The organism is Agrobacterium sp. CCNWLW32 (assembly GCF_037083425.1).
Lineage (GTDB): Bacteria > Pseudomonadota > Alphaproteobacteria > Rhizobiales > Rhizobiaceae > Agrobacterium > Agrobacterium radiobacter.
In genome coordinates this window covers 545,567-571,284 of the sequence record NZ_JBAOJM010000002.1, presented here as the reverse complement: position 1 = coordinate 571,284, position 25,718 = coordinate 545,567, and the positions used below count along the sequence as shown (strand labels likewise).

Here is a 25,718-nt window from a genome sequence, read left to right as displayed (position 1 = left end):
TCGCCATGACGGAAACAAATATTCAGCCGCTTCTCTCTGTCCGTGATCTCTCCGTCGCCTTCCATCAGGGCGGCGCGACCAGCATCGCCGTCGATCAGGTCTCCTTCGACCTGATGCCGGGCGAAGTCGTCGCCCTCGTTGGCGAATCCGGTTCCGGTAAGTCGGTCACGGCGAATTCCATCCTCAAATTGCTGCCCTATCCGGCAGCGAGCCATCCTTCGGGGAAAATCCTGTTCGACGGCAAGGATGTGCTGACCCTGCCGGAACGTGCGCTTCGCGCCGTGCGCGGCAACGACATCACCATGATCTTTCAGGAACCGATGACCTCGCTCAACCCGCTCCACACCATCGAGCGGCAGATCGGTGAGATTCTGGAGCTGCATCAGGCGATTACGGGCGCGGAGGCGCGGGCGCGTACGCTGGAACTGTTGCTTCAAGTGGGCATTCGCGAACCGGAAAAGCGCCTGAAGGCCTATCCGCATGAATTGTCCGGCGGCCAGCGGCAGCGTGTGATGATCGCCATGGCGCTTGCCAACCGGCCGAAACTGCTCATCGCCGATGAACCCACGACGGCGCTTGACGTGACGGTTCAGGCCCAGATTCTCGAGCTGCTCGGTGATCTGAAAACGCATCACGGCATGTCCATGCTGTTCATCACCCACGATCTCGGTATCGTCCGCAAATTTGCCGACCGCGTCTGCGTCATGACCAAGGGAAAGATCGTCGAGACCGGCACGGTGGAGCAGGTGTTTACCGATCCGCAACACGCCTATACCCGCCATCTTCTGGCTGCCGAACCGAAGGGTGAGCCGCCGCTTTCCGACGCCAGCAAACCCGTGGTCATGCAGGGCGACGATATCAAGGTCTGGTTCCCGATCAAGGCGGGGCTGATGCGTCGGGTGGTCGACCATGTGAAAGCGGTCGACGGTATCGATATCACCCTGCGTGCAGGCCAGACGGTGGGCGTGGTGGGCGAATCCGGCTCGGGCAAGACGACGCTCGGTTTGGCTCTCTCGCGGCTGATCGCGTCTGAGGGACGTATCAGCTTCATCGGCCAGTCGATCGACCACTATTCCTATGAAATGATGAAGCCGCTCAGAAACCGGCTGCAGGTGGTGTTTCAGGACCCTTACGGTTCGCTCAGCCCGCGCATGTCCGTAGGCGAGATCGTCGCCGAGGGCCTGAAAGTGCATGAGCGATCTCTTTCGGCCGACGAGCGCGATACCCGTGTGGCCACTGCGCTGGAAGAGGTCGGCCTCGATCCGGCCACCCGCTGGCGGTATCCGCATGAGTTTTCCGGAGGCCAGCGCCAGCGCATCGCCATTGCCCGCGCCATGGTGCTTAAACCCCGTTTCGTCATGCTGGATGAGCCGACATCCGCGCTCGACATGAGTGTGCAGGCGCAGGTGGTCGATCTCTTGCGCGATCTCCAGGCAAAGCACGAGCTGGCTTATCTCTTCATCAGCCACGATCTGAAGGTGGTGAAGGCGCTTGCCAACGACCTGATTGTCATGCGCCACGGCAAGGTGGTGGAGAGCGGTCCGGCGGCGGATATTTTCGCCAACCCGCAGCAGGACTATACCAAGGCGCTGCTGGCGGCGGCCTTCAATATCGAGGCGGTGAAAACGAAAGCGGTCAGCCAGTAAGGCGCGTCGAATTTTCCATTAAGGCAATGATTTTTCTGTTGCTTCGCGGAAAATGCCGACCCATGTTGCGATGAACGTGACATGGAAACGGATTGATTGCGATGGCAGCGGATGTGGTCGTTTTGGGAGCGGGGATCATCGGGGTCTCTGTCGCTTTGCAACTGGCCCGGAGGGGCAAATCGGTAGTGCTGGTGGACCGGCGCGGACCGGGCGAAGAGACCTCTTTCGGTAATGCGGGGCTGATCCAGAGAGAGGGCGTGGTACCTTATGGCTTCACGCACGACCTTGCGCTGCTGCTGCGCTATTCGCTGAACAACAGGATCGATGTCCGTTATAGGCCCTCTGCCCTGCCAAGAATGGCGCCTTTCCTCGGCCGTTACTGGTATAATTCCGCAGCCATGCGGCATGCCACGATCGCTCGCGCCTATACGCCGCTGATCGAACATTCAGTTTCCGAGCACAGCATCCTGATCGACGAGGCTAAGGCCGGCGATCTGATCGTGAAAAATGGCTGGATGCAGGCCTATAGGACCGCCGCAAGGCGGGACGCTGATTATGCCTTTGCCGAGCGTCTTTCGCGCGAGCACGGCATATCCCACACCAAACTCGATGCCGAAAAGCTGGCCGCGGCCGAACCGCATCTCAGCCGGGATTTCGTCGGCGGGCTGAAATGGGATGACCCGTGGTCGGTGCTTGATCCGCACGCGCTGACGCTTGCCTATGTCAAACTGTTTGAAAGCCTCGGCGGAACTTTTGTCCGGGGCGATGCCTTCACCCTCAGCCAAACGACAAGCGGCTGGACGGTGCGCACCGAGACCGGCGCAATCGAGGCCGAACATGCCGTCGTGGCGCTCGGTCCCTGGGCGGATACCGTCACGGAACGGCTGGGTTACCGTTTCCCGCTTGGCGTGAAGCGCGGCTATCACATGCATTATGCGCCCCAGGAGGGCACGAAGCTCAATAACTGGCTGATCGATGCCGAGCGTGGGTATTTCCTTGCGCCGATGCGCAAGGGTATCCGCCTGACGACGGGTGCGGAATTTGCCGAGCGCGATGCACCGAAATCTCCCGTGCAGATCGAGCGGGCGGAACGGGTGGCGCGCACCGTCTTTCCTCTTGGCGGCAGGCTGGATGCGGAACCGTGGATGGGCGCGCGGCCCTGCACGCCGGATATGATGCCGATCATCGGCAAGGCACCGCGTCATAAAACATTGTGGTTTGCTTTCGGACATGCCCATCACGGCCTCACGCTTGGGCCGATCACCGGCCGTGTGCTGGCGGAAACCATGCTGGGCGAAACGCCTGTTATCGCCATCGACGCCTATCGCCCGGAAAGGTTCAATCCCTGATAGCTAAATCCGCTGGCCTTCCGGGGACAGGCCACGTAACATGGTCAAGTGCAAAGGGGAAAAGGGGCAAACGTCATCATGGTGGCGAGGTTTCTCATCTATCAGCAGCAGGACGATTTTCGTTAGCGACCTTCGCTGCGCATGAAACGAGATGGAAACGGCTTGCTGGTGCATGATGGATGATATTGAAAACGCAAAGAAATTTTTCGCCGATAACCCCGATATCGAAATACTTGAAGCTTTCGTCATAGACGCGAATGGTGTGCCGCGCGGCAAGTGGATTCCGCGCGAACGGGCAATCGACGTTCTTGAAAAGGGAATGGCTATCCCCCGTTCCGTTTATGCGTTGGATATATGGGGGCGGGATGTGCATGCCGCAGGTCTTGCGGAGGGCACGGGCGATCCCGATGGTTTTTGCTTTCCCGTTCCCGGCACGCTGTCGCGGGTCACATGGCTTGGCAGGCCGACAGCACAGGTTCTGCTGGCGATGAAAAATCCGGATGGAACCGGTTTTTATGGCGATCCCCGGCACGTTCTGGCGCAGGTTCTGAGCGCTTATAAAAAGGCCGGCCTCACGCCGGTCGTGGCGACCGAACTCGAATTTTACCTGATCGATCCCGTCCGCTCTGCACTTGACCCGGTCCGTCCGCCGCATAGCCGCGAGGGCCGGTGGCATACGGGCCAGACACAGGTTCTGTCGATTTCCGAATTGCAGGATTTCGAGGATGTCTTCCATGACATTGCCACAGCCTGCCGGGCGCAGGGCGTTCTTGCCGATACGACGCTGCGCGAAAACGGCCCCGGACAATATGAAATCAATCTCAACCATGTGCCGGATGCCTTGCAGGCCGCCGATTTTGCCGTTTTCCTGAAGCGCATCGTCAAGGGCGTGGCGCGCCGGCACGATCTCGACGCGACCTTCATGGCCAAGCCTTACGGTTTGCAGGCCGGCAACGGCATGCATGTGCATTTTTCCGTTCTCGATAGGGACGGCAGGAACATCTACGCCGGGGAAAATGGCCCGTCGGATGCGCTGATGCATTCGGTTGGCGGCCTCTTGGAAAACATGGGGGAAAGCATGGCGATCTTCGCGCCCCATGCCAATTCCTATCGCCGGCTGACCCCCAGCGAACATGCGCCAACCTATGCCTCCTGGGGCATCGACAACCGCTCGGCGGCGGTGCGTGTCATCGTTGCCAGCAAGGCGGCGACGCGTATCGAACATCGCGTCGCCGGTGCCGATACCAATCCCTATCTCGTTGTCGCGATGATCCTGAGCGCCGCGCTTGCCGGCATGAAGGAGAAACGCCAACCCGGCGGCGCGATTGCCGGCGACAGCCACGCGATCAACCACGAGCCGCTGCCCACCAACTGGGACTATGCATTGCAGCGCTTCACGCGATCGAGCTTTGCCTATGCGACGCTCGGCCAGAAGTACCGGACGCTATTTTCCGCCTGCAAACAGCAGGAGCTTTCCGAATTTTCCCTGCGTGTAACCGACGTCGAATATGACGCCTATATCAGGACGGTGTGAGATGGCTGAGGTAACGAACATTCCCAATCCCGGCCACACATCCTCCTGGTACGCGGCCTCCGCCAATGTCAAATCCGTGCGGCCGACACTTGAAGGCGCGCTGGAAGCGGATGTCTGCGTCATCGGCGGCGGTTTCACCGGCATTTCCGCAGCGCTTGAACTCAGTGAGCGCGGCTATTCCGTCATCGTTCTTGAAGGTGTGCGGGTCGGCTTCGGCGCTTCGGGTCGCAATGGCGGCCAGATCGTCAACGGCTATAGCCGTGATCTCGAGACCATCGCCGGCCGTTACGGGCACGAAAAGGCGGTGAAGCTCGGAGAAATGTCGCTTGAAGGCGGCGCGATCATCCGCAGCCGCATCGCGAAATACGCCATCGACTGCGATCTCGTCGATGGCGGTTTCTTTGCCGCCTTTACGCCGAAACAGATCCGCGAAATGGAAGCTCACAAGGCCCATTGGGAAAAACACGGCCATGGCGGGCTCGAAATGGTCTCCAAGGCGGATGTCGGCCAGTATGTGAAGACGGACCGTTATGCCGGCGGTATGATCGACCGCCTCGGTGGCCACATCCACCCGCTCAATCTGGTGCAGGGGGAAGCGGCGGCGGCTGAAAGCCTCGGTGCTCGGATATTCGAAAATTCGCGGGTCATTGCGGTAGAGCAGGGGGAGAACCCCGTCGTGCGGACCGCGACGGGCAGTGTGAGGACGAAATATGTTCTCGTCTGCGGCAATGCCTATCTCGGCACATTGCTACCGGAAATCGGCGAGCGGATGATGCCCGTCTCAAGCCAGGTCATGGCGACGGAGCCGCTCGATGCCGACCTGATTGAGGAGCTTCTGCCCGCCGATTATTGCGTCGAGGATGCCAATTACATTCTCGATTATTACCGCCGCACCTCGGATAATCGCCTGCTCTATGGCGGCGGCATCGGTTATGGCGGCAGCGACCCTGCCGATCTGACGGGCGTGATCCGGCCGAACATGCTGAAGACCTTCCCGCAACTGGAAAAGACGAAGATCGACTTCGCCTGGAGCGGCAATTTCGCGCTGACCCTGACGCGCATCCCGCATATGGGCAGGCTCTCGGACAATATCTATTTTTCGCATGGCGACAGCGGCCATGGCGTCACGACCACGCATCTGCTTGGCAAGATATTGGGCGAGGCCGTTGCCGGTCACGCTGAACGTTTCGATATCTGGAGTTCGCTGCCGAACTATCCGTTCCCGGGCGGCAAGACGTTCCGCGTGCCGCTGACCGTGCTTGGTGCATGGTGGTACGGCATGCGCGACAGGCTCGGATTTTAGAACGTTACCGCCTTCAAACCGGAAAGTGCGTTCTTCGCAATATCCTCGGGTGTGGTGTCGATGCTGACGGTTACGACGCCCGGTTCGCCAGTCGGCACTTCCAGCGTGGCAAGCTGGGTCTGCAGCAGCGAAAGCGGCATGAAATGGCCCTTGCGTTCACCCATGCGCCGGCTGAGAAGTTCCAGGCTGCCATCCAGATAAACGAAGGCAAGCGGGCCGCCGGTAGCCTTGCGAAGCCGGTCGCGATAGATTTTCTTGAGCGCCGAGCAGGAAACGACGACACCGTTATTTTCGCTGCCCTTGCGCAGTTCCGCGCCGATCAGATCGAGCCAGGGCCAGCGATCTTCGTCAGTCAGGGGAATACCCTCGGACATTTTATCGACATTGGATTTAGGGTGAAGCTTGTCGCCCTCGATGAAGGCAATACCCAGTTTTTCCGCCAGTTCCTCTGCGACCGTGGACTTGCCAGAGCCGCTCACTCCCATCACGACAATTGCCTGTGTCACCCGAACCTCTGATATTTCTGTTTCGACGGTCAGCCCCTAACATGTGCGGCAGATATCGGGAATATAAAAATGCGGGGCTTGCCCATGTCAGTGCCCGGTTTTGCGGGCCGCGGCTTTTTCCAGCGCGGAAAAGCCGGTGTGAATCAGGATCGCCAGCGCCGCAACGATAAGCCCGCCCTGCAGAATGAAGGCGAGGTTGTTGGATTGCAGACCGGCAATGATCACTTCACCGAGCGTATGCGCCGCGACTGTCGAGCCGATGGTAGCGGTGGAAAGGCTGATGACCGCCGAAAGCCTGATGCCCGCCAGAATGGCCGGAAGGGCGAGCGGCAATTCCGCTTTGAGAAGCCGTTGCCAGCCGGTCATGCCGCTGCCTCTCGCGGCATCCATCACGGTGGCGGGCAGGGTGGTCAGCCCTGTCAGCGTATTTTCGAAAACCGGCAGCAGCGCGTAGAGAAACAGCGCTATAAGCGTTGGTTTTTCGCCAAAACCGATTATCGGTACGGCAAGCGCCAGCACCGCCACGGGCGGAAAAGTCTGGCCGATATTGACGATGCTGCGCGAGAGCGGCAGGAAATCCGTCCCGAATGGCCGGGTGACGAGAACCGCAAGCGCGCCCGCCGTCAATGTGGCGAGCCCGGTCGCAATCGCGACTGTGGTTAGATGTGACAGCGTCAGGGAAAACAGATTTGCCTGAGTGTAGATCGCCGGCGCATTGGCCTGCACGAGAGGGCGGAACAGTGGTGCGAAGACCTGCGGCACGGCAAGGAAGATTATCAGCGCCAGCGTCAGGAAACCGAGGGTAAACAAGGATAAGGCGTTTTTCATGGGGCTCCGGCGGCACGCTGGAGGAGAACGTCACGCCGCACCCGGCCAGCGGGTTGCCCGTTAGCCTTGATTACCGGCAAGGCATCGCAGCCCGCCCATAACATTGCCGACAGGGCGTCGCGCTGGCTCGTATGTTCGGTGAGCGGTTCGCCCTCGGCGCTGCCCGGCTCCACGATGTCTGCAACGGAGAGAACCGAAAGCAGTTTCAGCGCCCGTTCGTTTTCGCCGATCATGGTGCGGACAAAATCCGTCGCCGGTTTCAGCACGAGCTCGGCTGGCGGGCAGTCCTGCACGATGCGGCCCTTGTCCATCACGGCGATACGATCCGCCAGATAAAAAGCCTCGTCCATATCATGCGTGACGAGAACGACCGTCACACCGAGCTTCTTCTGGATATCGAGAAGATCGTTCTGGGCCTTGGCGCGGATCACCGGGTCCAAGGCGCCGAAGGGCTCGTCCATCAGAAGAATGTTGGGTTCTGCGGCCAGTGCACGCGCCACGCCGACGCGCTGCTGCTGGCCGCCTGAGAGTTCATGTGGGAAACGGTCGGCATAGAGCGCGGGGTCAAGCTGGAAGAGGTGCATCAGCGCATCGATCTTGGCCGCGATACGCTTGCGGTCCCAGCCGATTAGCTGCGGCACGGTCGCGATATTTTCGGCGACCGTCCGGTGCGGAAACAGGCCATGGCCCTGAATGGCATAGCCTATCTGGCGGCGCAGTTTGAAGCCGGGTATCGCGCTGACATCCTCTCCGTCGATCCGGATCATGCCGGAGGTTGGCTCCACCAGCCGGTTTATCATGCGCAGCAGGGTGGTTTTTCCCGACCCCGAGGTGCCGACGATGACGGTGACGGTGCGCGGCGCTACCGTTAGCGATACCTGATCCACGACGGTCGTATCGCCATATCGTTTCGTGATGGTGTCGATCTCGATCATGCCTTTTGCCTTCCGCCTGCGCTGAAGAGATTGCTGTCGATGAGGGCATCGAGGGTGATCGCGGCGGCAAAGCCGAGAAGAACGGTGGGCACGGTGCCAAGCAGCACGAGGTCCATGGCCGTCTGCCCGATGCCCTGAAACACGAAAACGCCAAAACCACCGCCGCCGATCAGGGCCGCGATCGTCGCCAGCCCGATATTCTGCACCAGCACGATGCGAATACCGGTGAGGATGACCGGCATGGCCAGCGGAAATTCCACCCGCAGCAGCCGTTGCACCGGTGTCATGCCAAGGCCGCGCGCCGCTTCCCGCACCGCCTGCGAAACCCCGGCAAGGCCGACCACCGTGTTGGAAACCACCGGCAGCAGCGAATAGAGAAACAGCGCCACGAAGGCGGGCGCCATGCCGATGCCGGCAATGCCGATCTTCGCTGCACCCGGGACCGTGGCCGCGATCCATCCGAGCGGCGCGATCAGCAAACCGAAAAGGGCGATGGAGGGGATGGTCTGGACGATATTGAGGGTGTTCAGCACCCCCGCCCGCAGCCGTTCGACCTTGTAACAGAGGATGCCGAGCGGAATACCCGCGATGGTCGCCGCGATCAGCGAGCCGATGGCAAGCTCCACGTGCCGCAGGGCCTCGGTCCAGAATATATCGGCCCGGCCGGTATATTCCTTGATGATGGAGAGATCGTTCCAGAGGCCGCTTGTCAGTACCGCCGCAAGCGCAGCCACCGCCACCAGCAACAGCAAAATCCGAACGGCGGGCTTCGGCTGGAGACGGGCAATACAATCAGTCGCGAGCAGAGCCAGTCCGGCAAATATCAGCCAGAAACCGCTGGCGGGTGAAACCCGGGCAAAACCATTACCCTGCGGCGTGAGGAAAGACGCCGCTTGGCCGACAAAAACCGCCAGTGCAGCAAGGCCGGCCAGCGCGACTGTGAGCTTCAGTCGCGCGGGAAAGTGGAAAAATGCGATGAAAGCCGCAAGGAGAATGATGGTGGTGAGAACGGCGGCAGCCGCAGCCGGAAGGGCTTCGAAGACCGTTCTTGTTTCGCCCTGAACGATCCGGTTTGCGCGGAATGTCATGAAGGGCGATATAAAAAGCGCATAAAGAAGCAGGCACGAAATCAGTACGCCCACCTTGTCAGGCCATTTCGTCAAATCCAGCTTCCCTCCCTTGGGTTAGGGCGGGACCAGGAGAACGCTTCCGTTCCCGAAGTCCGCTCCAGCGCCGCGAGTGTTACTTGACGAAACCGTTCTTGGTCAGAAAGTCGAGCGCCACGGTCTTGGCTTGTTCGCCACCCACCTGCACGCGGGCGTTCAAATCCTGCAGCGTTGCCAGATCGAGCTTTTCGAACACCGGTTTCAGCAGTTCCTCAATATTCGGGTGCTTTTTGAGAACCTCTTCGCGAATGATCGGTGCTGGTTGATAGACCGGCTGCACATGTTTGTCGTCCTCCAGCACCACAAGGCCGGAGGGGGCGATGCCGCCATCCGTGCCATAGACCATGGCTGCATTGGCGTTGTTCGTCTGGTTGGCGGCGGCGGCGATCGTGGCCGCGGTGTCGCCGCCGGAAAGCGTGATCAGCTGGTCAGGCTTCATGGTGAAGCCATAGGTGGTCTGAAATGCAGGCAGCGCTGCGGCGGAATTGACGAATTCGGAGGAAGCGGCAAGGACCACCTCGCCGCCATCGGCAACATATTTGCCGAAGTCGGAAAGCGTCTTCAGATTGTTCTTGTCCGCGACATCCTTGCGTAGCGCAATTGCCCAGGTGTTGTTGGCCGGCGATGGTGTCAACCAGACGATCTTGTTGGCATCGTAATCGAGTGTTTTGGCCTCTTCATAACCCTTGGCGGCATCTTTCCAGAGTGGATCGTCCGCCTTGGAGAAAAAGAAGGCGGCGTTGCCGGTATATTCAGGATAAATGTCGATTTCGCCCGCGGTGATCGCTTTTCGCACAACCGGTGTGGCGCCAAGCTGGATGCGATCTGTCGTTTCGATCTTGTTCTGGTTCAGGATAGCGAGAATGATGTTGCCAAGAACGCCGCCCTCCGTGTCGATCTTCGACGACACCACCACCTGCGCCTGAGCGATGGAAACAGAAAAGGCAAGCGCAAGTCCGGCGCCCGTCAACGTCATCAAGCGGTTCATGAATGTTCCTCCGGTGGGTCAGCCTGCCGAACAGGCGAAAGATCGCCGCCGCAATTGCGGCGGAGTATCAACGACCGGAAAGAAAAAAGGTTGCACGCCATCCGCATTTTCGCGTCGATGGCTCCCGTCGGTGCCGATGGCCGCTTTCGTCAGGCTTCGTCGTCCCGCTTGCGCGCATCCTTGCCCATGACGAGCGGCATGAGAACGGAGAGGAAGAGAAGCCTGATGACGTGGTGGGAGCCGACATAGGCGGTATCGGCATGCATCATCACTGCCATCGCCGCCATGGTTTCCAGGCCACCCGGTGAATAGGCGATCATGACGGCATTGAGCGGGACGCCGGTCACACCGGAAATCATCCAGGCAATGCTGCCGGCAATCAGCATCACGGCGATTGTGACGACGAAACCCGCCAGAAAGCCTTTCCGCACGTCCATCAGCGAGACATTCGAAAAGCGTGTGCCGATAAGGCAACCGATCAGCACGTAAACCGGCAGGCTGAGCCAGGTGGGAACACCACCCTCGGTAAGGCCGGTAATGTGGGTGCTGATGGAAATGGCGACGCCGCCCAGCAGCAGTGCGGCCGGAAACTTCCAGCGCAGGAAAAGCCAGCCGGTCAGAAGCGAGGCGCCGGTGGTCAGCGCCAGCGTGAACAGGCCCATTGGCGGGTTGGTGACAAGCGGTTCCGTGCTGACGAGATCGAAATATTCCACGATCAGCGGCACGGAAAGTGTTAGCGCCAGCACCCGCACACTTTGCACGATGCTGACGGTTGCAAGGTCGCTTTTCGTCTCGGCGCCAAGGCTGATGATATAGCTGAGATGACCGGGAGAGGCGCCCAGCATCGCCGTTGTCCGGTCGTAACCGAAGCCGTAATGCAGGATCCAGTAAGCGACATAGAGCATGATGACGACAGCGACGAGCACGACGATGAAGCTCACGGGCCAGGTTTTTGCGGCGTCAATCACGGACGGCGTCACGCTCGTTCCCATCGAAATGCCGACGACGACGAAACAGGCATTGCGGATGAAAGCGGGAACGCCAAGCCTTATGCCGGCGAGCCCCGTGATCGTCACCGCAAGCGCCGGGCCGGACAGAAAAGGTGCCGGAATATCGATGAGGCTTGCGAGCAGCGCACCTATGCTGCCGATGAGCGCAGTAAGCGCAAATGTATGGAATTCAGGCTTGATGATCATTGCGACGCTGATTGTTTGCTTGAAAAAGCTCGCGACCAAATGCGCCGCTTCCGTTCGCGACGTCAACACGCGGGATCAAAAATATTATATTTCACGCGTCTTCTTCAAAAGAAAAGCCCGTGACCTGAAGGACACGGGCTGTGACAATTGCCGAGGAGGAAATGCGATGATCAGGCAGCCGGAAGGGCAGCGACCTTCGGCATTTCCGTGTCCAGGCCAAGCAGGAAGTTGATCTGCGGCCGGGCCTTGACGAGATCGTCGATCGAGTATTCCGCCAGAACGTCAAAAAACGCATTGAGCGCCTTGCGAAGCGCCGAGTTGAGGCCGCAGCTGTCCACAAGCGGACATTCCACAGCGCCATCCTCGAAGCATTCGGCCATGGCGAAGCTGTCTTCAGTCACTCTCACCACGTCGAACAGGCTGATTTTTTCAGCGGGTTTGCCAAGGCGCACGCCGCCGTTACGGCCGCGCACGGTTTCCACCAGGCCCGCCTTGTTGAGCGGCTGCAGGATTTTGAACAGGAACAGCTCCGAAACGCCATAGGCTCTGGCGATCTCAGGAATGCGGCTCAGATGGCCTTCATTGGCGGCGCAATACATCAACATGCGAACGGCATAGTTGGTCTGTTTGGTCAAGCGCATGCTGGTCTCCTAACTCTCAATGTGGAGTTATATAGTCTCTTTTTCAGTTTAGAACAATTCCAGAAACTGAAAAAACTGGCACCCATCAGATATTTCTTAAACAGCCTTGTTGACCGTCCTGATGATTCATGAACAAACAAGTCAAGAATCGGAATGTAATGGAGGCATTCATAATGGCAAGCTTGAAATCATACTTTTCCGCTGCCGTTTTTTCAGGGCTGACGATCCTTTCCTTCGCGCCCGCCGCTCTGGCAGAGGGGGAGGTTAACGTCTATTCCTATCGCCAGCCTGAATTGATCCAGCCGCTGCTCGATGCCTTCACCAAAGAGACCGGCATAGAGGCGAATGTACTTTTCCTCGACAAGGGACTGGTCGAACGCATCCAGGCCGAGGGTGTCAATTCACCTGCGGATGTGCTGCTGACGGTGGATATTGCCCGCCTCGTCGAGGCGAAGGAAGGCAAGGTTACCCAGCCGGTTCTGGGCGATCCCGTCATCGAAAAGGATATCCCCGCCAATCTGCGTGATCCCGAGGGCGAATGGTTTGGTCTGACGACGCGCGGTCGGGTTGTCTATGCTTCGAAGGAGCGGGTGACACAGAAGGACATTACCTATGAGGAACTTGCCGATCCCAAGTGGAAGGGCAAGATCTGCATTCGCGACGGCCAGCATTCCTACAATATCGCGTTGATCGCCTCGATGATCGCCCATCACGGCGTCGATTATACCCGCACGTGGCTGACGGGTCTGAAGAACAATCTCGCCCGCAAGCCTGACGGAACAGACCGCAGCCAGGCGAAATCGATCTTTTCCGGCGAGTGCGATATCGCGCTTGGCAATACCTATTATGTCGGCCTGATGTTGACCAATGATCGCGAGCCGGAAGAAAAGGAATGGGCGGGATCGGTGCGGGTGATCTTCCCCAATGCGGGCGATCGCGGCACACATGTGAATATTTCCGGCATGGCGCTTACGAAATACGCACCGAACAAGGACAATGCGCTGAAGCTCATGGAGTTCCTGGCATCGCGCGAGGCGCAGGAAATCTACGCAAAACAAGTCTTCGAATATCCGGTGCTGCCCGGTGCCGAGCCTTCCGACGTGGTGAAGGGTTTCGGTCCCATCCATCCGGACAAGCTGCCGCTGACGGACATCGCCGCCCATCGCAAGCAGGCATCCGAACTGGTGGATGAAGTGGGTTTCAACGACGGCCCGACCAACTGAAGCCGTTTTCCGTATACCGGCGGGTCAGTTACCCGCCGGCTTGTTGTCCAGTGAAGCGTTGTAGTCGAGGATAGCCTTGCGCCTTTCCGGCGTTCCGGGATGGGTGGAGACAATGCTGGTGCCGCCCTTGTCGCCCAGTTTTTCTTCCAGCAGCGCGAAGAAGCGTTCGATGGCAGTGGGGTCAAGCCCGGCCTTGCGCATCAGTTCCACGGAGCGCTGATCCGCCTGCCGCTCGGCATCGCGCGAGTGCGATAGCGCCAGAAGTCCGCCGCCCTGGGTAAGAATATCTTCCATGGCCGAGCCGACATCGCCGGCAATCAGCATGACAAGACCGGCAACCCCGGCGGCGCGGTATAGCTGCCGCAGGCTGTGCTCATATTCGACATGGCCGATTTCATGGGCGAGAACGCCGGCGATCATCTGCCTGTCGTTGCCGGCCAGCTCCACCAGCTCGTCCGTCAATACCAGCGTGCCATCCGGCAGTGCAAAGGCATTGGGGCCGATGTAACCGCCCTTGCGGAAATTCAGCTTGTAGTCGTCAGGCGAACCTTCCGCATGGGCGGCGATCCGGGAAAATTCAGAGCGGATGGCGTCCTGCTCTTCCTGCGGAAGTTCGCTTGGAGAGAAGACTGCCTGGTCGAGGGCCTGCATGGTACTGGCCGACATGACCTGCGGAACGATCGGCGGGGTTACCGCGACCGCCAGTTCCACGAGCGCCGGAAGCGCCAGCTTGTAGGTGCCGTAAGCCAGAAGAACGGCTGCGGCGGTGATGCCGATCAGCCGCGGGCGAAACTGTTCCAGCCAGTGCACGAAACCGGATCGCTTGGCAATGTGCTGGCCAAGCAGCCGGTCCACGCCGTCATTGTCGCGGGTTTCGAACAGCGACCCGTCGGGAAAATGCAACTCCCGGGGGATGGTGCCGACCCGGTGGCTGATCTCGACCGTTTTTATCTCGGCCTGGGTTCTGACGTGGTTGTCCTTCGCATCGAGCACGAGAAGGACCGTGCCGCCAAGCTTCAGCCTGGCGGCACTGGAAAGGTTGGAGCGAGCGGCATGCCACTCGCCCGAAACGGTTTCTCCGGTGTCAGAAACCAAATTCGAAACCTTCCATATCCATATATTCGGCACTGACGGCGGCCCCCGTTGCTTCCATCGAGGAGAGGACCTCGCCCACATCGCCGTTGAAACGGATTGCCGTACGCTCCACGGTATAACGCGCTTCGCGGACCGCCGCCCACGGCCGCATCAGACCAAGGGTGAAAACGGTGACGATCAGGTTGGAGATGACGATCCAGAGATAGCGGCAGCGATGCAGGTCGCTGTGCAGGTCATGCTTTCCATCCAGCAGCATGGAGGAAATGACGACATTGCGAACGCCGGTGCGATAAACGACGCCGGCAAGGCCATAGACCAGAAATGCGCCGAAAACGCCCACATAGAGCGATGCGAGCGCCGTGGCCATGGCGGTAGTCTCGTCCTCGAGCATCGCACTGTTTGCCGCAAAGGCTGCAAGGCCGAAGAAGCCGACCACGATGCCGCCGATCACCACCATGATCGCGGGAATGATCCAGGCGCGATAGAGCTTGCCAATCTTGGGGTCGGCGCTGAAGGGGCGGTCGCCATAACGCAGGTTGCCGAAAATATAGCGGTTTGCCCAGCGGCTGGACAGTGGTGCCAGAATGCCGAAGGAGAAGAACGCAACGAGGCTGCCAAGCAGGATGGAGACAAAAGCGCCCCACGCCGTGCCGACAAAATCAAAACGCACATTGCGATAGCTCGTCACCCGCGCATTGAAACGAATGCTGCGCGTGATCAGCCATGGAAAGAAGATCATCAGCAGGATTGCCGGCACGAAGACCAGAAACGGATGGATAAGACCGATGAGCTGCGAGATGACGATGAAGGCAAAGGCGATCAGGCGGCCCTTGAAGATTTGCCCGCCAGTGGCGTGGTAGCCGAAAGCGCGGCCGGCCAGCACGGTGTTGCCGTTGAAATAACGCTTGCGGCGCACCTTCGCCCAGGCGGAATAAATGCCGATGGTGATGATCGTCAGGAGAATATTGACGATCCAGATTCCAAAATATTCCTTGGCATTTCCGCTGAACGAGCCGCGTTCGATTGCGCGCTGATCCACGCTGACAGAGATGTCACTCATAATGGTCCCTCATGGCATGCCCCTCTCCGGGCAGATTGAGTTGCAGGCTTCCCCGCTATCGTCGGTTTGGCGGCGTCCCCACGCCGCAACGGCTGTCTTACGCCATAACATCTTTAAGTGGAAATATTTTGAAGGAAAAACTTGATGATTTTTGTTTTCTTTTAATCAAAAAAGCCCCGCTGCGCAAACAGCGGGGCTTTTTCTGATTGCCGGCTTTTCGGCTTATTTCATCGTCGGCATGACGAATTCGGCACCCGACTTGATGCCCGACGGCCAGCGTGAGGTGATCGTCTTGGTCTTCGTCCAGAACTTGATCGAATCCGTGCCGTGCTGGTTGAGATCGCCGAAGCTCGAAGCCTTCCAGCCACCGAAGGAGTGATAGGCGAGCGGAACCGGGATCGGAACGTTGATGCCGATCATGCCGATGTTGACGCGGCTTGCGAAGTCGCGGGCAGCGTCGCCGTCACGGGTGTAGATCGCAACGCCGTTGCCGTACTCATGCTTCATCGGCAGTTCGAGCGCGTCTTCGTAATTCTTGGCGCGAACGACGGACAGAACCGGTCCGAAGATTTCGGTCTTGTAGATGTCCATGTCAGGGGTGACGTGGTCAAACAGGCAACCGCCGACGAAATAACCGTCTTCATAACCCTGCAGCTTGAAGTCGCGGCCATCGACCAGCAGCTTCGCGCCCTGTTCAACGCCGCTGTCAATCAGGCCTCTGACGCGCGTCTGCGCTTCCTTGGTAACGAGCGGGCCCATATCGGCCTTGTCGTCGGTATAGGGGCCGATCCTCAGGCTTTCGATCTGCGGGATGAGCTTTTCAACGAGGCGGTTTGCCGTCTCCTCGCCAACCGGAACCGCAACGGAAACAGCCATGCAGCGCTCGCCGGCCGAACCGTAACCGGCGCCCATCAATGCGTTCACGGCCTGATCGAGATCGGCATCCGGCATGATGATCATGTGGTTCTTCGCGCCGCCGAAGCACTGCGCGCGCTTGCCGTTCATGGCGGCGGTGCCGTAGACGTAACGGGCGATCGGCGTCGAGCCAACGAAGGAGACCGCGCCGATGTCAGGATCGGTCAGGATGGCGTCGACGGCACCCTTGTCACCGTTGACGACGTTGAGGATACCGGCCGGAAGACCGGCTTCGATCATCAGTTCGGCAAGGCGGATCGGCAGCGACGGATCGCGTTCAGATGGCTTCAGGATGAAGGCGTTGCCGCAGGCAATCGCCGGGGCGAACATCCACATCGGGATCATGCCGGGGAAGTTGAAGGGCGTGATGCCCGCGCCGATGCCGACCGGCTGGCGGATCGAATACATGTCGATGGCCGGGCCTGCGCCCTCGGTGAACTCACCCTTCTGCAGATGCGGAATGCCGCAAACAAATTCGCAGACTTCGAGGCCGCGGACGATATCGCCCTTGGAATCCTCGACGGTCTTGCCGTGCTCACTGGAGAGGAGCACCGCCAGCTCGTTCATGTCGCGGTTCAGAAGTTCGACGAACTTGAAGAAAACGCGGGCGCGGCGCTGCGGGTTGGTGGCGGCCCACTTGGGTTGCGCAGCCTTGGCGCTTTCCACGGCGGCGCGCAGCTCGGCTTCGCTCGCAAGTGCGACAGTCGCCTGCACTTCCCCCGTGGCCGGGTTGTAGACATTGGATGTGCGGCCGCTGGTGCCGGGCACATGCTTGCCGTTAATGAAATGACCGATTTCCTTCATGGGTTTTCCTCCAGAATGTGATGGCGCAGCATTACCTTTCGATTTGCACAAATCAATCGCCTGAAATAAGCATCCATTGTGCAAAAATGCACATAAGGAGAGTGCCGTGAACTGGGATGATGTGCGTTTGTTTCTAAGCGTGGCGCGAAGCGGGCAGTTTCTTTCCGCCGCCAGAAAGCTCGGCGTCAACCACGCCACCCTCAGCCGGCGGATTTCAGCACTTGAAGCGGCGATCGGCACGCAACTCTTCCTGCGAAGCACCAATGGCTGCGAGCTGACGGAGGAAGGCCAGCGTCTGCTTGCCGGGGCGGAGCGCATGGAAACTGAAATGCTGAACGCCCAGGCCAATCTCGGCCGCGTTGACACGGCAGTGGCGGGAACGGTGCGCATCGGCGCGCCAGATGGCCTCGGTGTTTCCTTCCTCGCGCCGCGACTTGGCCGGCTGACGGCGCGTTATCCCGATCTGAAAATCCAGCTCGTTCCGGTGCCGCGCTCTTTCTCCCTGTCACAGCGTGAGGCCGATATCGCCATCACCATCGAAAGGCCGGAGCAGGGCAGGCTGATGTTTTCAAAGCTCACCGATTATTCGCTGGGTCTCTACGCCTCGGCGGATTATCTGGCTGAATATGGAACGCCGGCGGATATTGAAGCGCTGAAGCGCCACCGGCGGATCGGTTATGTGGAAGACCTGATCTTCTCGCCCTCGCTGAATTTTACCGGCGAGATCATGCGTGACTGGGACGCCGCCTTTGAAATCTCGAGCGCTACCGGTCAGACCGAGGCAGTACGTTCAGGTGCGGGTATCGGCATCCTGCATAATTACATTGCCGGGCAATATCCCGAGCTTCTGCGGATCATGCCCCATCTCACCATCAGCCGATCCTACTGGACGGCCTATCACGAATCCGCCCGTCAATTGGTCCGGGTCCGAACGGTGGTCGATTTTCTCCAGGAACTCGTGGCCGAAGAGCGGCGCATCTTCACCTGATATCTGCATGCCGATATATTAGTACTATTAATTGTACCGACCCGGCCGTTCGGGGCTTGACAAAGGACGGCTGGTTGGACGACCAATGCAACCATTGGGAGATCGGAACTGACATGTCGACTATGATACGAAAGCTTTCGCCGACGGGCCTCGGCGTGGCCGTCATGCTGCTTGGAATGCTGCTTTTCGCGTTGAACGACGCCATGGGAAAATGGCTCGTCTCTACCTATAGTCAGGGTCAGGTGATCCTCATCCGCAGCGCCGCAGCGCTTGTCATCCTTGTTCCGATCGTCTGGAGAGCCGGCCTTTCCGGCCTCGTGAAAATCGAGCGGCCCGGCCTTCAGGTGGCGCGTGTCTTCTTCTCCACCGCAGAGCTTTTCTGTTTCTATTTCGCGGTCGCGTCTCTTCCGCTGGCCGACGTCATGACCTATTGGCTCGCGGCTCCGATTTACGTGGCGGCGCTCTCGCCGTTTCTGCTCGGAGAAAAGGTCGGCTGGCGTCGCTGGACGGCCATCGCCATCGGTTTTGTCGGTGTTCTCATCGCGCTCAAACCCAGCTCGGCAAGCCTCACCTCCGCCGCGCTCTTTTCCATCTTCGGCAGCGCCGCCTTCGCCTTCATGATGTTGTCCGGCCGCCAGCTGCGCAATACGCCCGATACGGTGCTCGCCTTCTGGCAGATCATTGGTGCGGCACTTGCGGGCATTGTCGCGGTGTTCCTCACGCCATCGGGCTGGCTGCCGGTTCAGTCCAGTTTCGATCTGGCCTTCCTCGGCCTGCTCGGTGTCGTCGCCATGGCGGCGCATGTGCTGGTCAACCGGGCGCTTAAACTCGCCGATGCCGCCACCGTCGCGCCGCTGCAATATACGCTGCTGCTCTGGGCGGTGATTTTCGGCTGGCTGTTCTTCGGTGATGTGCCGCAGACGAGTATCGTCGTCGGCGCGGGCCTGATTGTTCTTTCGGGTCTTTACATCTTCTTTCGCGAAAATACGCTCAAGCGTCGTCTTGACACCGCCGAAAGACTGGCTGCGGAGCAGGTTTGATCTTTGGTCACAATCACGGGACTTGACGAGGGCGTGATCTTCAGGGAGTAAGAAGGGGCCCTGCGATGATTTGTCTCGCAAGGGCAGAGGAAACAAAGGTGCCGGGCCCCTCTGGCGAGAGTTTTACGGCGCTCTCGCGATGTCGGTACCGCCTGCAAAAATTGGCCGGCGGATTAAAAACTATGAAAAACCTGAATGTGCTTCGCGCGCGTGCTTTCTGCGTGCGGCCTGACGCCCCGCGTCGGTCCGCAAACGCCCTCGTTTTGGGAGGTGACCGGACATGAGCGCCACCCAGAAAAAAACGCTTTCCTACTTCAAATGGGCTTTTATCGTCACCGTGGTCGGTCTGATCCTCGGCGGTTATCTCGGTTGGGAAATGACCGGAACGGTAGGCGGCACGGCGACGATCTTCTTCATCTGCGTCGTTCTGGCGGTGCTGGAAATTTCGCTCTCCTTCGACAACGCCATCGTCAACGCCAACAAGCTCAAGGATATGACGCCGGTCTGGCAGCACCGCTTCCTGACCTGGGGTATCCTGATTGCCGTTTTCGGCATGCGTATCGTCTTCCCGCTGCTCATCGTCGTCGTTGCCGCGAATGTCGGCCCGTGGACGGCAATCGTGATGGCGGCCACGCAGCCGGAACGTTACGCGGAAATCATGCAGGACGCCCATTTGCCGATTGCGGCATTCGGCGGCACCTTCCTGATGATGGTCGGCCTCAACTTCTTCTTCGACCATGAAAAGGACGTGCACTGGGTGCGCTGGATCGAAGAAAAGGCGGCGATCTATTCCTCTGTCAAGGGCATCGAGATCGCCTTCGTGCTTGTCGTCATGCTGGTCTTTTCCCGCATCATCGGCGCAAGCGATGATCCGGCGCTTGGTCCGGTCGCGGCCAACACCTTCTTCCATTCGGCGATCTGGGGTCTTTTGACCTTCCTGCTGGTGGAAGTCGTTGGCGGCATTCTCGACCGCAGCCAGGAAATGCTGGAAGGTGCAGCAAAGGGCGGCTTCGGCGCGTTTCTTTATCTCGAAGTGCTGGATGCCAGCTTCTCCTTCGATGGCGTGATCGGCGCTTTCGCGCTGACGCAAAACCTCTTCATCATCGCCATCGGTCTCGGCATCGGCGCCATGTACGTCCGTTCGATGACCATCATGCTGGTCGAGAAGGGAACACTGGCCGAATATCGCTACCTGGAACACGGCGCTTTCTACGCGATCCTTATCCTGTCCGTCATCATGTACGTGCAGACCATGGTGCATATACCCGAGGTCATCACGGGCCTTGGCGGTGCGGGCCTGATCGGTATCTCGCTCTGGTCGTCGATCCGCTATAACCGGCAGCAAAATGCCGATGCGGTCGATGCCGCACGCGGCGCGGAAATCTGATCCGCGATTGCCCTTGCCTTCCGCCGTCGTGGCGGAAGGCAGTTTTTAAGCATTAAATTCTTTTTTGCCTGTTTTTCTTGCGATTCATTCTTTGCGGAAAATTTCGCCATAATCAGAAGCTGCTCCTTAAGTCGCTGTTTTTACGAATATTTGTGCGCCGCAGCAAACTGGCACGCTTCCTGCATCTCATTCTGCAAGTCCAGAGGGGACATTATGGCTCGAAAACGGGTCAACAAACGCCGCCGCGCCGCGCGATCTTTCGGATCTGCGCCGTGCGGCGGTTTTGTTTGTGCGGGATGGTTCTTGAGTTTTTCGCTCTGTTGAATGAAAACGGTAGGACAACGACTGGAAGGGTCACGGCTTGCCTGCACAATTGTCGCCCACGGAGGCCTTGGGGCTCTGGCATCGTGTATCCACGGCGCAGGTCGTTGACGATCAGCCGGATTTGACCTTGCGTCAAACCGCCATCCTGCTGCAGATTTATCTCGTGCCGCCGCCGCACACTGTCCGGGGTCTTGCCGCCATGCTGGGGGTCACCAAGCCGGTCATTACCCGCGCGCTCGACAGTCTCGGCGCGCTCGGGCTGGTCGATCGGGTTCGGGATGAGCGGGACAGGCGCAATGTTGTGATAAAACGCACGGTGGCCGGTGCGCTTTATCTGGAAAAAATCGGCGATCTGATTATTGATCAGGCGCGCAAGATCTAACCTCTGGATGTGAAACCCATGATGCTCGACCGCCGCCTGAATGTCTTCCGCTCCGACCTCGCCGATGAAAAACTGCAGGGCGTGGTGCAGGCCGAACGTTTTGTCAGCGGCACGGCCGCCCAGATCGTGTTGCCGGTTACTGGCCTGCGGCCGACGCCCGATCTTGCCGCCGGCATCGATACCGAGTTGCTGTTTGGCGAAACCATCCGTGTTTTCGACAGGGCCAGCGGCTGGGCATGGGTGCAGGCGGATGCGGACGGGTATGCCGGTTACGTGCCGGAAACGGCGATCGGCGATGTCGTTGTCGCCACCCATAGGGTGATTGCACCGCGCACTTTTCTCTACCCAGCCGCTGAATTGCGCAAACCGCCGGTCGCAGCGCTGTCCATGGGTAGCCTGATCCGCATCGTCGGCGAAGCGGAGACGCGCGGCACCCGTTACCTGCTGACCGAAAAGGGCGAAGGCATCATCGCTGCCCATTGCCAGGTCGTCGACGCGGCGCTTGAGGAAGATTATGTGGCGGTGGCGCTGCGCTTTATCGAAACGCCCTATCTCTGGGGCGGCCGCTCCGGTTTTGGTATCGATTGTTCCGGCCTCGTGCAGCTTTCCATGGCCATGACGGGCCGGCGGGTCCTGCGCGATACCGACATGCAGGTGAAGTCGCTCGGCGTGGAAATAGAGCGGGATGAATTGCGGCGCGGCGATCTCGTCTTCTGGAAGGGTCATGTCGGCCTTATGGAAAACGAGGAAACGCTGCTCCATGCCAATGGCCATACGATGAATGTCGCACGCGAAAATCTCGATGCGGCCATCGAGCGCATTGGCTGGCTTTATGAAAAGCCAACTGCTTACCGCCGGTTGGAGGACTGAGACGGCGGCTTTCACGAAATTGTGCCTGCCACGCCCTTTGTGTGGAGGTCGCCGACAGCCTACATCGGTTGAATGATGGTACGGGACCGGCATCGATGAAGACAAGAACGGCGACACGATTGGCAGCGATCCTCACGGCGGCTTTGCTGAGCGCGTCGGCGCAGGCACAGACTGTTTTCCAGAACGGTTTTGCCCCCGCTCCGGATGCCTATGCAAACCTGCCCGGCGTCAAGGATCCGCGCACGCTGCAGCCAAAGGTCCGCTACAACTGCCATAGCGCACTCGGCGTGACCGGATATTCCCGAGGTCCCTACAGGGATGTTTTCGGCAGCCGTGGGCTTCCTGTTCAGGGGTATCGCTGCACCGACGAAAACGGCATTTCCAGTTTCGGCGGCAGAAATCCCGTCTCCAAGGACTGGTATCCCGGCATAAACCCCGTAGACCCGACCTTTTGAAGCAGCATGTTTGAACACCGGACCGAAAACCCCATTGTGGTCTTCGGAAAATCGATGCGCGGGCGGTCGCGGCGGGCATTTGCCGGGCCAGTGCTCTGGACTTGTTGTCGCTTTTTCAGATAAATCTTTCCGCATGACAGGTTGATACCTGCCGGGGTGCGGAGTGACATCGGCTGTTCTGACCTTTGGCCGATATTGGGGAATGCGAGTATGACGAAGACCGATATAGCCACCCGTGTCCATAATCATACCTGGAAACTCGACCCGATCGTCCGCAGCCTGATTGATACGGATTTCTACAAGCTCTTGATGTTGCAGATGATCTGGAAGCTCTATCCGGAAGTCGACGCGACGTTTTCGCTGATCAACCGCACGAAGACAGTGCGGCTGGCGGAAGAGATCGACGAGATGGAGTTGCGCGAACAGCTGGATCATGCGCGCACCCTGCGTCTTTCCAAGAAGGAAAATATCTGGCTTGCGGGTAACACGTTTTACGGCCGCTCGCAGATTTTCGAGCCGGAATTCCTCTCCTGGCTTTCGAGCTATCAATTGCCGGAATACGAACTTTTCAAGCGCGACGGGCAATATGAGCTGAATTTTCATGGCCGCTGGATGGATACGACGCTCTGGGAAATCCCGGCGCTCGCGATCATCAACGAACTGCGCTCGCGCAGCGCCATGCGCTCGCTCGGTTATTTCACGCTTGATGTGCTTTATGCCCGCGCAAAGGCCAAGATGTGGGAGAAGGTCGAGCGGCTGCGGGAGCTGCCTGGCTTGCGCATTTCCGATTTCGGCACCCGCCGCCGCCACAGCTTCCTTTGGCAGCGCTGGTGCGTCGAGGCGCTGAAGGAAGGCATCGGGCCTGCTTTTACCGGTACGAGCAATGTTCTGCTCGCCATGGATTCCGATCTCGAAGCCGTGGGCACGAACGCGCATGAACTGCCGATGGTGGTCGCGGCGCTGGCGCAAACGAATGAGGAGCTGGCCGCAGCACCCTATCAGGTCCTGAAGGACTGGAACCGGCTGTACGGCGGCAACCTGCTGATCGTGCTGCCGGACGCCTTCGGAACCGCCGCATTCTTGCGCAATGCGCCGGAATGGGTGGCAGACTGGACGGGTTTCCGCCCCGACAGCGCGCCGCCGATCGAAGGCGGGGAAAAGATTATCGAGTGGTGGCAGAAGATGGGCCGCGACCCGCGCAAGAAGATGCTGATCTTCTCCGACGGTCTCGATGTCGACGCCATTATCGACACCTACAGGCACTTCGAAGGCCGCGTGCGCATGAGCTTCGGCTGGGGCACCAATCTGACGAATGATTTTGCCGGCTGCGCGCCGAAGACCATCGCCAGCCTCAAGCCGATCTCCATCGTCTGCAAGGTCAGCGACGCCAATGGCCGTCCGGCCGTGAAGCTCTCGGACAATCCGCAAAAGGCAACCGGCGACCCGGCCGAAGTGGAGCGTTACCTGAAGTTCTTTGGTGAAGAGGACCACAAGGAACAGAAGGTTCTGGTTTAAAGCTTTTCCAGGAAAAGTGGAGCCCGGTTTTCCGTCCGGAAAAGCTCTGAATTGAGAACGGGCGCTTCTGTTGAGGAAGCGCCCGTGGAAGCCTGACCTATCAGCAGATTACTTCGCGAACTGGTGTGCGATGTAATGGAAGAGTGCGCGGATACCCTGCGCCTCCCCACCGATCGATGAATGATGCCTCTCGCTCAGAGACCAGCCGTAAATATCGAAATGCGCCCAGCGTCTGGTATTGGTGACAAAACGCTTCAGGAACAGGGCGGCGGTGATTGATCCGCCCATGCCGCCCGAAGGCGCGTTGGTGATATCGGCCGCGCGTGAGCGGATATCCTTGTCGTAGCCCATATAAAGCGGCATGCGCCACAGCGGATCGTCCGTATCGATGCTGGCTTCGGCGATGTCATGCGCCAGATCCTCGTCATCGGTGTAGAAGGGCGGCAGATCCGGGCCGAGCGCGACGCGGGCAGCACCGGTCAGCGTCGCCATATCGATCATCAGGTCCGGCGCATCTTCGTCCGCATAGGCTAGTGTATCCGCCAGAACAAGACGGCCTTCGGCGTCGGTATTGTCGATCTGCACGGTGAGCCCTTTACGGCTGCGGTAGATGTCGCCGGGACGGAAGGCATTGGCGGAGATGGAGTTTTCGACAGCGGGCACGAGAACGCGAAGATCGACCGGCAGCTTCGCATCCATTATCATCAGCGCAAGACCGAGGACATTGGCCGCACCTCCCATATCCTTCTTCATCAGCGCCATGGAAGCGGCGGGTTTGATGTCGAGGCCGCCTGTATCGAAGCAGACGCCCTTGCCGACGAGGGTGAGGCGAGGATTGCCCTTCTTGCCCCAGTTCATCTCCAGAAGCCGCGGCGCGCTTTCGCTGGCCCGGCCGACGGCATGGATCAGTGGGAAGTTTTCCTTGAGCAGATCGTCGCCGGTGGTGACCTTCACCTTCGCCTTGTAATGGGCGGCAAGCGCACGGAAGGCGATTTCAAGCTCGTCCGGCCCCATATCGTTGGCCGGGACATTGATGAGGTCGCGCGCGAGGAAAACGCCGGCCAGAACGCGCTTGATCTCGCCGTCTTCCGCATCCTGCGGAATGAGAAGCTTTGCCCCGCTGGTCTTCGTGGTCTTGTATTTGTCGAAGCGATAGCTGCCGAGACCGAAGCCGAGAGCGAGGCGATTTGCCGTCAGCGGTGCGGTCTCGATGTGCCACTCGCCTTCCGGCAGCTCACGGGCGAGTTTCCCGGTGATGAAGGGAATTTCGGACGGATTGCTGCCGAGACCGAGAAGCACGCCGCCCAGCGAACCATCGGCGGAAGGAACGAGCAGGATGGCGCCTGCCTCTGCCTTGAAACCCGCCTTCTTTGCCCAGTCCAGCGCGACTGGGTCGATAGCACCCTGTTCGATATGGGCCGGCGTGACGGCGAAAACCGGCAATGTGCTGCCGGCCTTGGAGCTGAAGGGGGTCGGGCGTTCGATGAACTGATAGGGCGCCATTGTATGCTTCCGTAAATGTCGAGAATCGATGCGATTAACGCTCTGTTAGGGTTAACAGATTATTG

The 25,718-nt window shown here is 59.3% G+C and carries 23 protein-coding genes; 12 read left to right on the top strand and 11 right to left on the bottom strand.

Annotated features, from left to right (window positions below; genetic code table 11):
* Positions 1–5: 5 nt before the first annotated feature.
* From V6R85_RS06700 to V6R85_RS06685, 4 genes are all read left to right on the top strand, one after another.
* Positions 6–1,646, top strand: a complete 1,641-nt coding sequence (locus V6R85_RS06700; RefSeq protein WP_099086170.1) for an ABC transporter ATP-binding protein — start codon at positions 6–8, stop codon at positions 1,644–1,646.
* Positions 1,647–1,747: 101 nt separating this feature from the next.
* Entirely contained in the window at positions 1,748–2,995 is a 1,248-nt protein-coding gene (locus V6R85_RS06695; RefSeq protein ID WP_035213090.1) for an NAD(P)/FAD-dependent oxidoreductase, read from the top strand.
* Between the two features lie 172 nt (positions 2,996–3,167).
* Entirely contained in the window at positions 3,168–4,529 is a 1,362-nt protein-coding gene (locus tag V6R85_RS06690) for a glutamine synthetase family protein (protein WP_060727103.1), read from the top strand.
* Position 4,530: 1 nt separating this feature from the next.
* On the top strand, positions 4,531–5,832 hold the full coding sequence (locus tag V6R85_RS06685; protein WP_003507355.1) for an NAD(P)/FAD-dependent oxidoreductase: 1,302 nt from the start codon (positions 4,531–4,533) through the stop codon (positions 5,830–5,832).
* Here V6R85_RS06685 and V6R85_RS06680 read toward each other — a convergent pair.
* From V6R85_RS06680 to rirA, 7 genes are all read right to left on the bottom strand, one after another.
* Positions 5,829–6,317 (bottom strand): gluconokinase, encoded by a 489-nt coding sequence (locus tag V6R85_RS06680; protein WP_003507357.1) that lies wholly within the window; start codon positions 6,315–6,317, stop codon positions 5,829–5,831. The genes V6R85_RS06685 and V6R85_RS06680 overlap by 4 nt on opposite strands.
* Positions 6,318–6,425: 108 nt before the next feature.
* A complete protein-coding gene (locus V6R85_RS06675) occupies positions 6,426–7,166 on the bottom strand; it encodes an ABC transporter permease (RefSeq protein ID WP_111833781.1) in 741 nt (246 codons plus the stop codon).
* Entirely contained in the window at positions 7,163–8,101 is a 939-nt protein-coding gene (locus tag V6R85_RS06670; RefSeq protein WP_111791729.1) for an ABC transporter ATP-binding protein, read from the bottom strand. Before V6R85_RS06670 ends, V6R85_RS06675 begins: the two co-directional genes overlap by 4 nt.
* Entirely contained in the window at positions 8,098–9,264 is a 1,167-nt protein-coding gene (locus V6R85_RS06665) for an ABC transporter permease (protein ID WP_162690234.1), read from the bottom strand. The genes V6R85_RS06670 and V6R85_RS06665 overlap by 4 nt, the downstream gene beginning before the upstream one ends.
* Positions 9,265–9,343: 79 nt before the next feature.
* On the bottom strand, positions 9,344–10,255 hold the full coding sequence (osmF, locus tag V6R85_RS06660; protein ID WP_003507364.1) for a glycine betaine ABC transporter substrate-binding protein OsmF: 912 nt from the start codon (positions 10,253–10,255) through the stop codon (positions 9,344–9,346).
* 149 nt (positions 10,256–10,404) lie between these two features.
* Complete coding sequence (locus V6R85_RS06655; RefSeq protein ID WP_111833828.1) at positions 10,405–11,451, bottom strand: AbrB family transcriptional regulator; 1,047 nt, start codon at positions 11,449–11,451, stop codon at positions 10,405–10,407.
* A gap of 170 nt (positions 11,452–11,621) precedes the next feature.
* Entirely contained in the window at positions 11,622–12,092 is a 471-nt protein-coding gene (gene rirA / locus V6R85_RS06650; RefSeq protein WP_003507367.1) for an iron-responsive transcriptional regulator RirA, read from the bottom strand.
* Between the two features lie 173 nt (positions 12,093–12,265).
* On the opposite strand from rirA, the gene V6R85_RS06645 reads away from it, so the two are divergent.
* Positions 12,266–13,315: a Fe(3+) ABC transporter substrate-binding protein gene (locus V6R85_RS06645; RefSeq protein WP_031233699.1), complete on the top strand. Its 1,050-nt coding sequence runs from the start codon at positions 12,266–12,268 to the stop codon at positions 13,313–13,315.
* Between the two features lie 24 nt (positions 13,316–13,339).
* On the opposite strand, the gene V6R85_RS06640 is transcribed toward V6R85_RS06645, so the two are convergent.
* The 3 genes from V6R85_RS06640 to V6R85_RS06630 all read right to left on the bottom strand — a co-directional run bounded on the left by V6R85_RS06640 (position 13,340) and on the right by V6R85_RS06630 (position 17,189).
* The gene (locus V6R85_RS06640) at positions 13,340–14,410 is read right to left on the bottom strand and encodes a M48 family metallopeptidase (protein WP_111833780.1); all 1,071 of its coding nucleotides are present in this window, start codon (positions 14,408–14,410) and stop codon (positions 13,340–13,342) included.
* The gene (locus tag V6R85_RS06635) at positions 14,400–15,470 is read right to left on the bottom strand and encodes a DUF898 family protein (RefSeq protein ID WP_111833779.1); all 1,071 of its coding nucleotides are present in this window, start codon (positions 15,468–15,470) and stop codon (positions 14,400–14,402) included. Before V6R85_RS06635 ends, V6R85_RS06640 begins: the two co-directional genes overlap by 11 nt.
* Before the next feature lie 222 nt (positions 15,471–15,692).
* Positions 15,693–17,189, bottom strand: a complete 1,497-nt coding sequence (locus tag V6R85_RS06630) for a CoA-acylating methylmalonate-semialdehyde dehydrogenase (RefSeq protein ID WP_020809675.1) — start codon at positions 17,187–17,189, stop codon at positions 15,693–15,695.
* Between the two features lie 106 nt (positions 17,190–17,295).
* Here V6R85_RS06630 and V6R85_RS06625 point away from each other — a divergent pair, with 106 nt between their 5' ends.
* The 7 genes from V6R85_RS06625 to pncB all read left to right on the top strand — a co-directional run bounded on the left by V6R85_RS06625 (position 17,296) and on the right by pncB (position 24,150).
* A complete protein-coding gene (locus V6R85_RS06625) occupies positions 17,296–18,177 on the top strand; it encodes a LysR family transcriptional regulator (RefSeq protein WP_026363820.1) in 882 nt (293 codons plus the stop codon).
* Positions 18,178–18,290: 113 nt separating this feature from the next.
* Positions 18,291–19,217 (top strand): DMT family transporter, encoded by a 927-nt coding sequence (locus V6R85_RS06620; RefSeq protein WP_174054429.1) that lies wholly within the window; start codon positions 18,291–18,293, stop codon positions 19,215–19,217.
* 280 nt (positions 19,218–19,497) lie between these two features.
* Positions 19,498–20,604 carry a DUF475 domain-containing protein gene (locus tag V6R85_RS06615; protein ID WP_003507382.1) on the top strand — a complete coding sequence of 369 codons (1,107 nt, stop codon included), beginning with the start codon at positions 19,498–19,500 and terminating at the stop codon, positions 20,602–20,604.
* 361 nt (positions 20,605–20,965) lie between these two features.
* Complete coding sequence (locus tag V6R85_RS06610; protein ID WP_003507384.1) at positions 20,966–21,310, top strand: MarR family transcriptional regulator; 345 nt, start codon at positions 20,966–20,968, stop codon at positions 21,308–21,310.
* 18 nt (positions 21,311–21,328) lie between these two features.
* On the top strand, positions 21,329–22,180 hold the full coding sequence (locus V6R85_RS06605; RefSeq protein ID WP_111833777.1) for a C40 family peptidase: 852 nt from the start codon (positions 21,329–21,331) through the stop codon (positions 22,178–22,180).
* A 95-nt stretch (positions 22,181–22,275) separates the two neighbouring features.
* Positions 22,276–22,635: a hypothetical protein gene (locus V6R85_RS06600; protein ID WP_031233701.1), complete on the top strand. Its 360-nt coding sequence runs from the start codon at positions 22,276–22,278 to the stop codon at positions 22,633–22,635.
* A 210-nt stretch (positions 22,636–22,845) separates the two neighbouring features.
* Positions 22,846–24,150, top strand: coding sequence for a nicotinate phosphoribosyltransferase (gene pncB / locus V6R85_RS06595; protein ID WP_003507389.1), 1,305 nt, complete (start codon positions 22,846–22,848; stop codon positions 24,148–24,150).
* A gap of 108 nt (positions 24,151–24,258) precedes the next feature.
* On the opposite strand, the gene V6R85_RS06590 is transcribed toward pncB, so the two are convergent.
* The gene (locus V6R85_RS06590; protein WP_003507391.1) at positions 24,259–25,653 is read right to left on the bottom strand and encodes a leucyl aminopeptidase; all 1,395 of its coding nucleotides are present in this window, start codon (positions 25,651–25,653) and stop codon (positions 24,259–24,261) included.
* Between the last annotated feature and the right edge of the window lie 65 nt (positions 25,654–25,718).

What these genes read in the sequence shown, in the direction of transcription:
- V6R85_RS06590 (WP_003507391.1), bottom strand. Translation starts at nt 25,653, where the DNA reads ATGGCGCCCTATCAGTTCATCGAACGCCCGACCCCCTTCAGCTCCAAG.
- V6R85_RS06700 (WP_099086170.1), top strand. Translation starts at nt 6, where the DNA reads ATGACGGAAACAAATATTCAGCCGCTTCTCTCTGTCCGTGATCTCTCC.
- pncB (WP_003507389.1), top strand. Translation starts at nt 22,846, where the DNA reads ATGACGAAGACCGATATAGCCACCCGTGTCCATAATCATACCTGGAAA.
- V6R85_RS06655 (WP_111833828.1), bottom strand. Translation starts at nt 11,451, where the DNA reads ATGATCATCAAGCCTGAATTCCATACATTTGCGCTTACTGCGCTCATC.
- V6R85_RS06605 (WP_111833777.1), top strand. Translation starts at nt 21,329, where the DNA reads ATGATGCTCGACCGCCGCCTGAATGTCTTCCGCTCCGACCTCGCCGAT.
- V6R85_RS06675 (WP_111833781.1), bottom strand. Translation starts at nt 7,166, where the DNA reads ATGAAAAACGCCTTATCCTTGTTTACCCTCGGTTTCCTGACGCTGGCG.
- V6R85_RS06635 (WP_111833779.1), bottom strand. Translation starts at nt 15,470, where the DNA reads ATGAGTGACATCTCTGTCAGCGTGGATCAGCGCGCAATCGAACGCGGC.
- V6R85_RS06615 (WP_003507382.1), top strand. Translation starts at nt 19,498, where the DNA reads ATGAGCGCCACCCAGAAAAAAACGCTTTCCTACTTCAAATGGGCTTTT.
- V6R85_RS06630 (WP_020809675.1), bottom strand. Translation starts at nt 17,189, where the DNA reads ATGAAGGAAATCGGTCATTTCATTAACGGCAAGCATGTGCCCGGCACC.
- V6R85_RS06670 (WP_111791729.1), bottom strand. Translation starts at nt 8,101, where the DNA reads ATGATCGAGATCGACACCATCACGAAACGATATGGCGATACGACCGTC.
- rirA (WP_003507367.1), bottom strand. Translation starts at nt 12,092, where the DNA reads ATGCGCTTGACCAAACAGACCAACTATGCCGTTCGCATGTTGATGTAT.
- V6R85_RS06695 (WP_035213090.1), top strand. Translation starts at nt 1,748, where the DNA reads ATGGCAGCGGATGTGGTCGTTTTGGGAGCGGGGATCATCGGGGTCTCT.
- V6R85_RS06600 (WP_031233701.1), top strand. Translation starts at nt 22,276, where the DNA reads ATGAAGACAAGAACGGCGACACGATTGGCAGCGATCCTCACGGCGGCT.
- V6R85_RS06690 (WP_060727103.1), top strand. Translation starts at nt 3,168, where the DNA reads ATGATGGATGATATTGAAAACGCAAAGAAATTTTTCGCCGATAACCCC.
- V6R85_RS06685 (WP_003507355.1), top strand. Translation starts at nt 4,531, where the DNA reads ATGGCTGAGGTAACGAACATTCCCAATCCCGGCCACACATCCTCCTGG.
- V6R85_RS06645 (WP_031233699.1), top strand. Translation starts at nt 12,266, where the DNA reads ATGGCAAGCTTGAAATCATACTTTTCCGCTGCCGTTTTTTCAGGGCTG.
- V6R85_RS06680 (WP_003507357.1), bottom strand. Translation starts at nt 6,317, where the DNA reads ATGGGAGTGAGCGGCTCTGGCAAGTCCACGGTCGCAGAGGAACTGGCG.
- V6R85_RS06620 (WP_174054429.1), top strand. Translation starts at nt 18,291, where the DNA reads ATGTCGACTATGATACGAAAGCTTTCGCCGACGGGCCTCGGCGTGGCC.
- osmF (WP_003507364.1), bottom strand. Translation starts at nt 10,255, where the DNA reads ATGAACCGCTTGATGACGTTGACGGGCGCCGGACTTGCGCTTGCCTTT.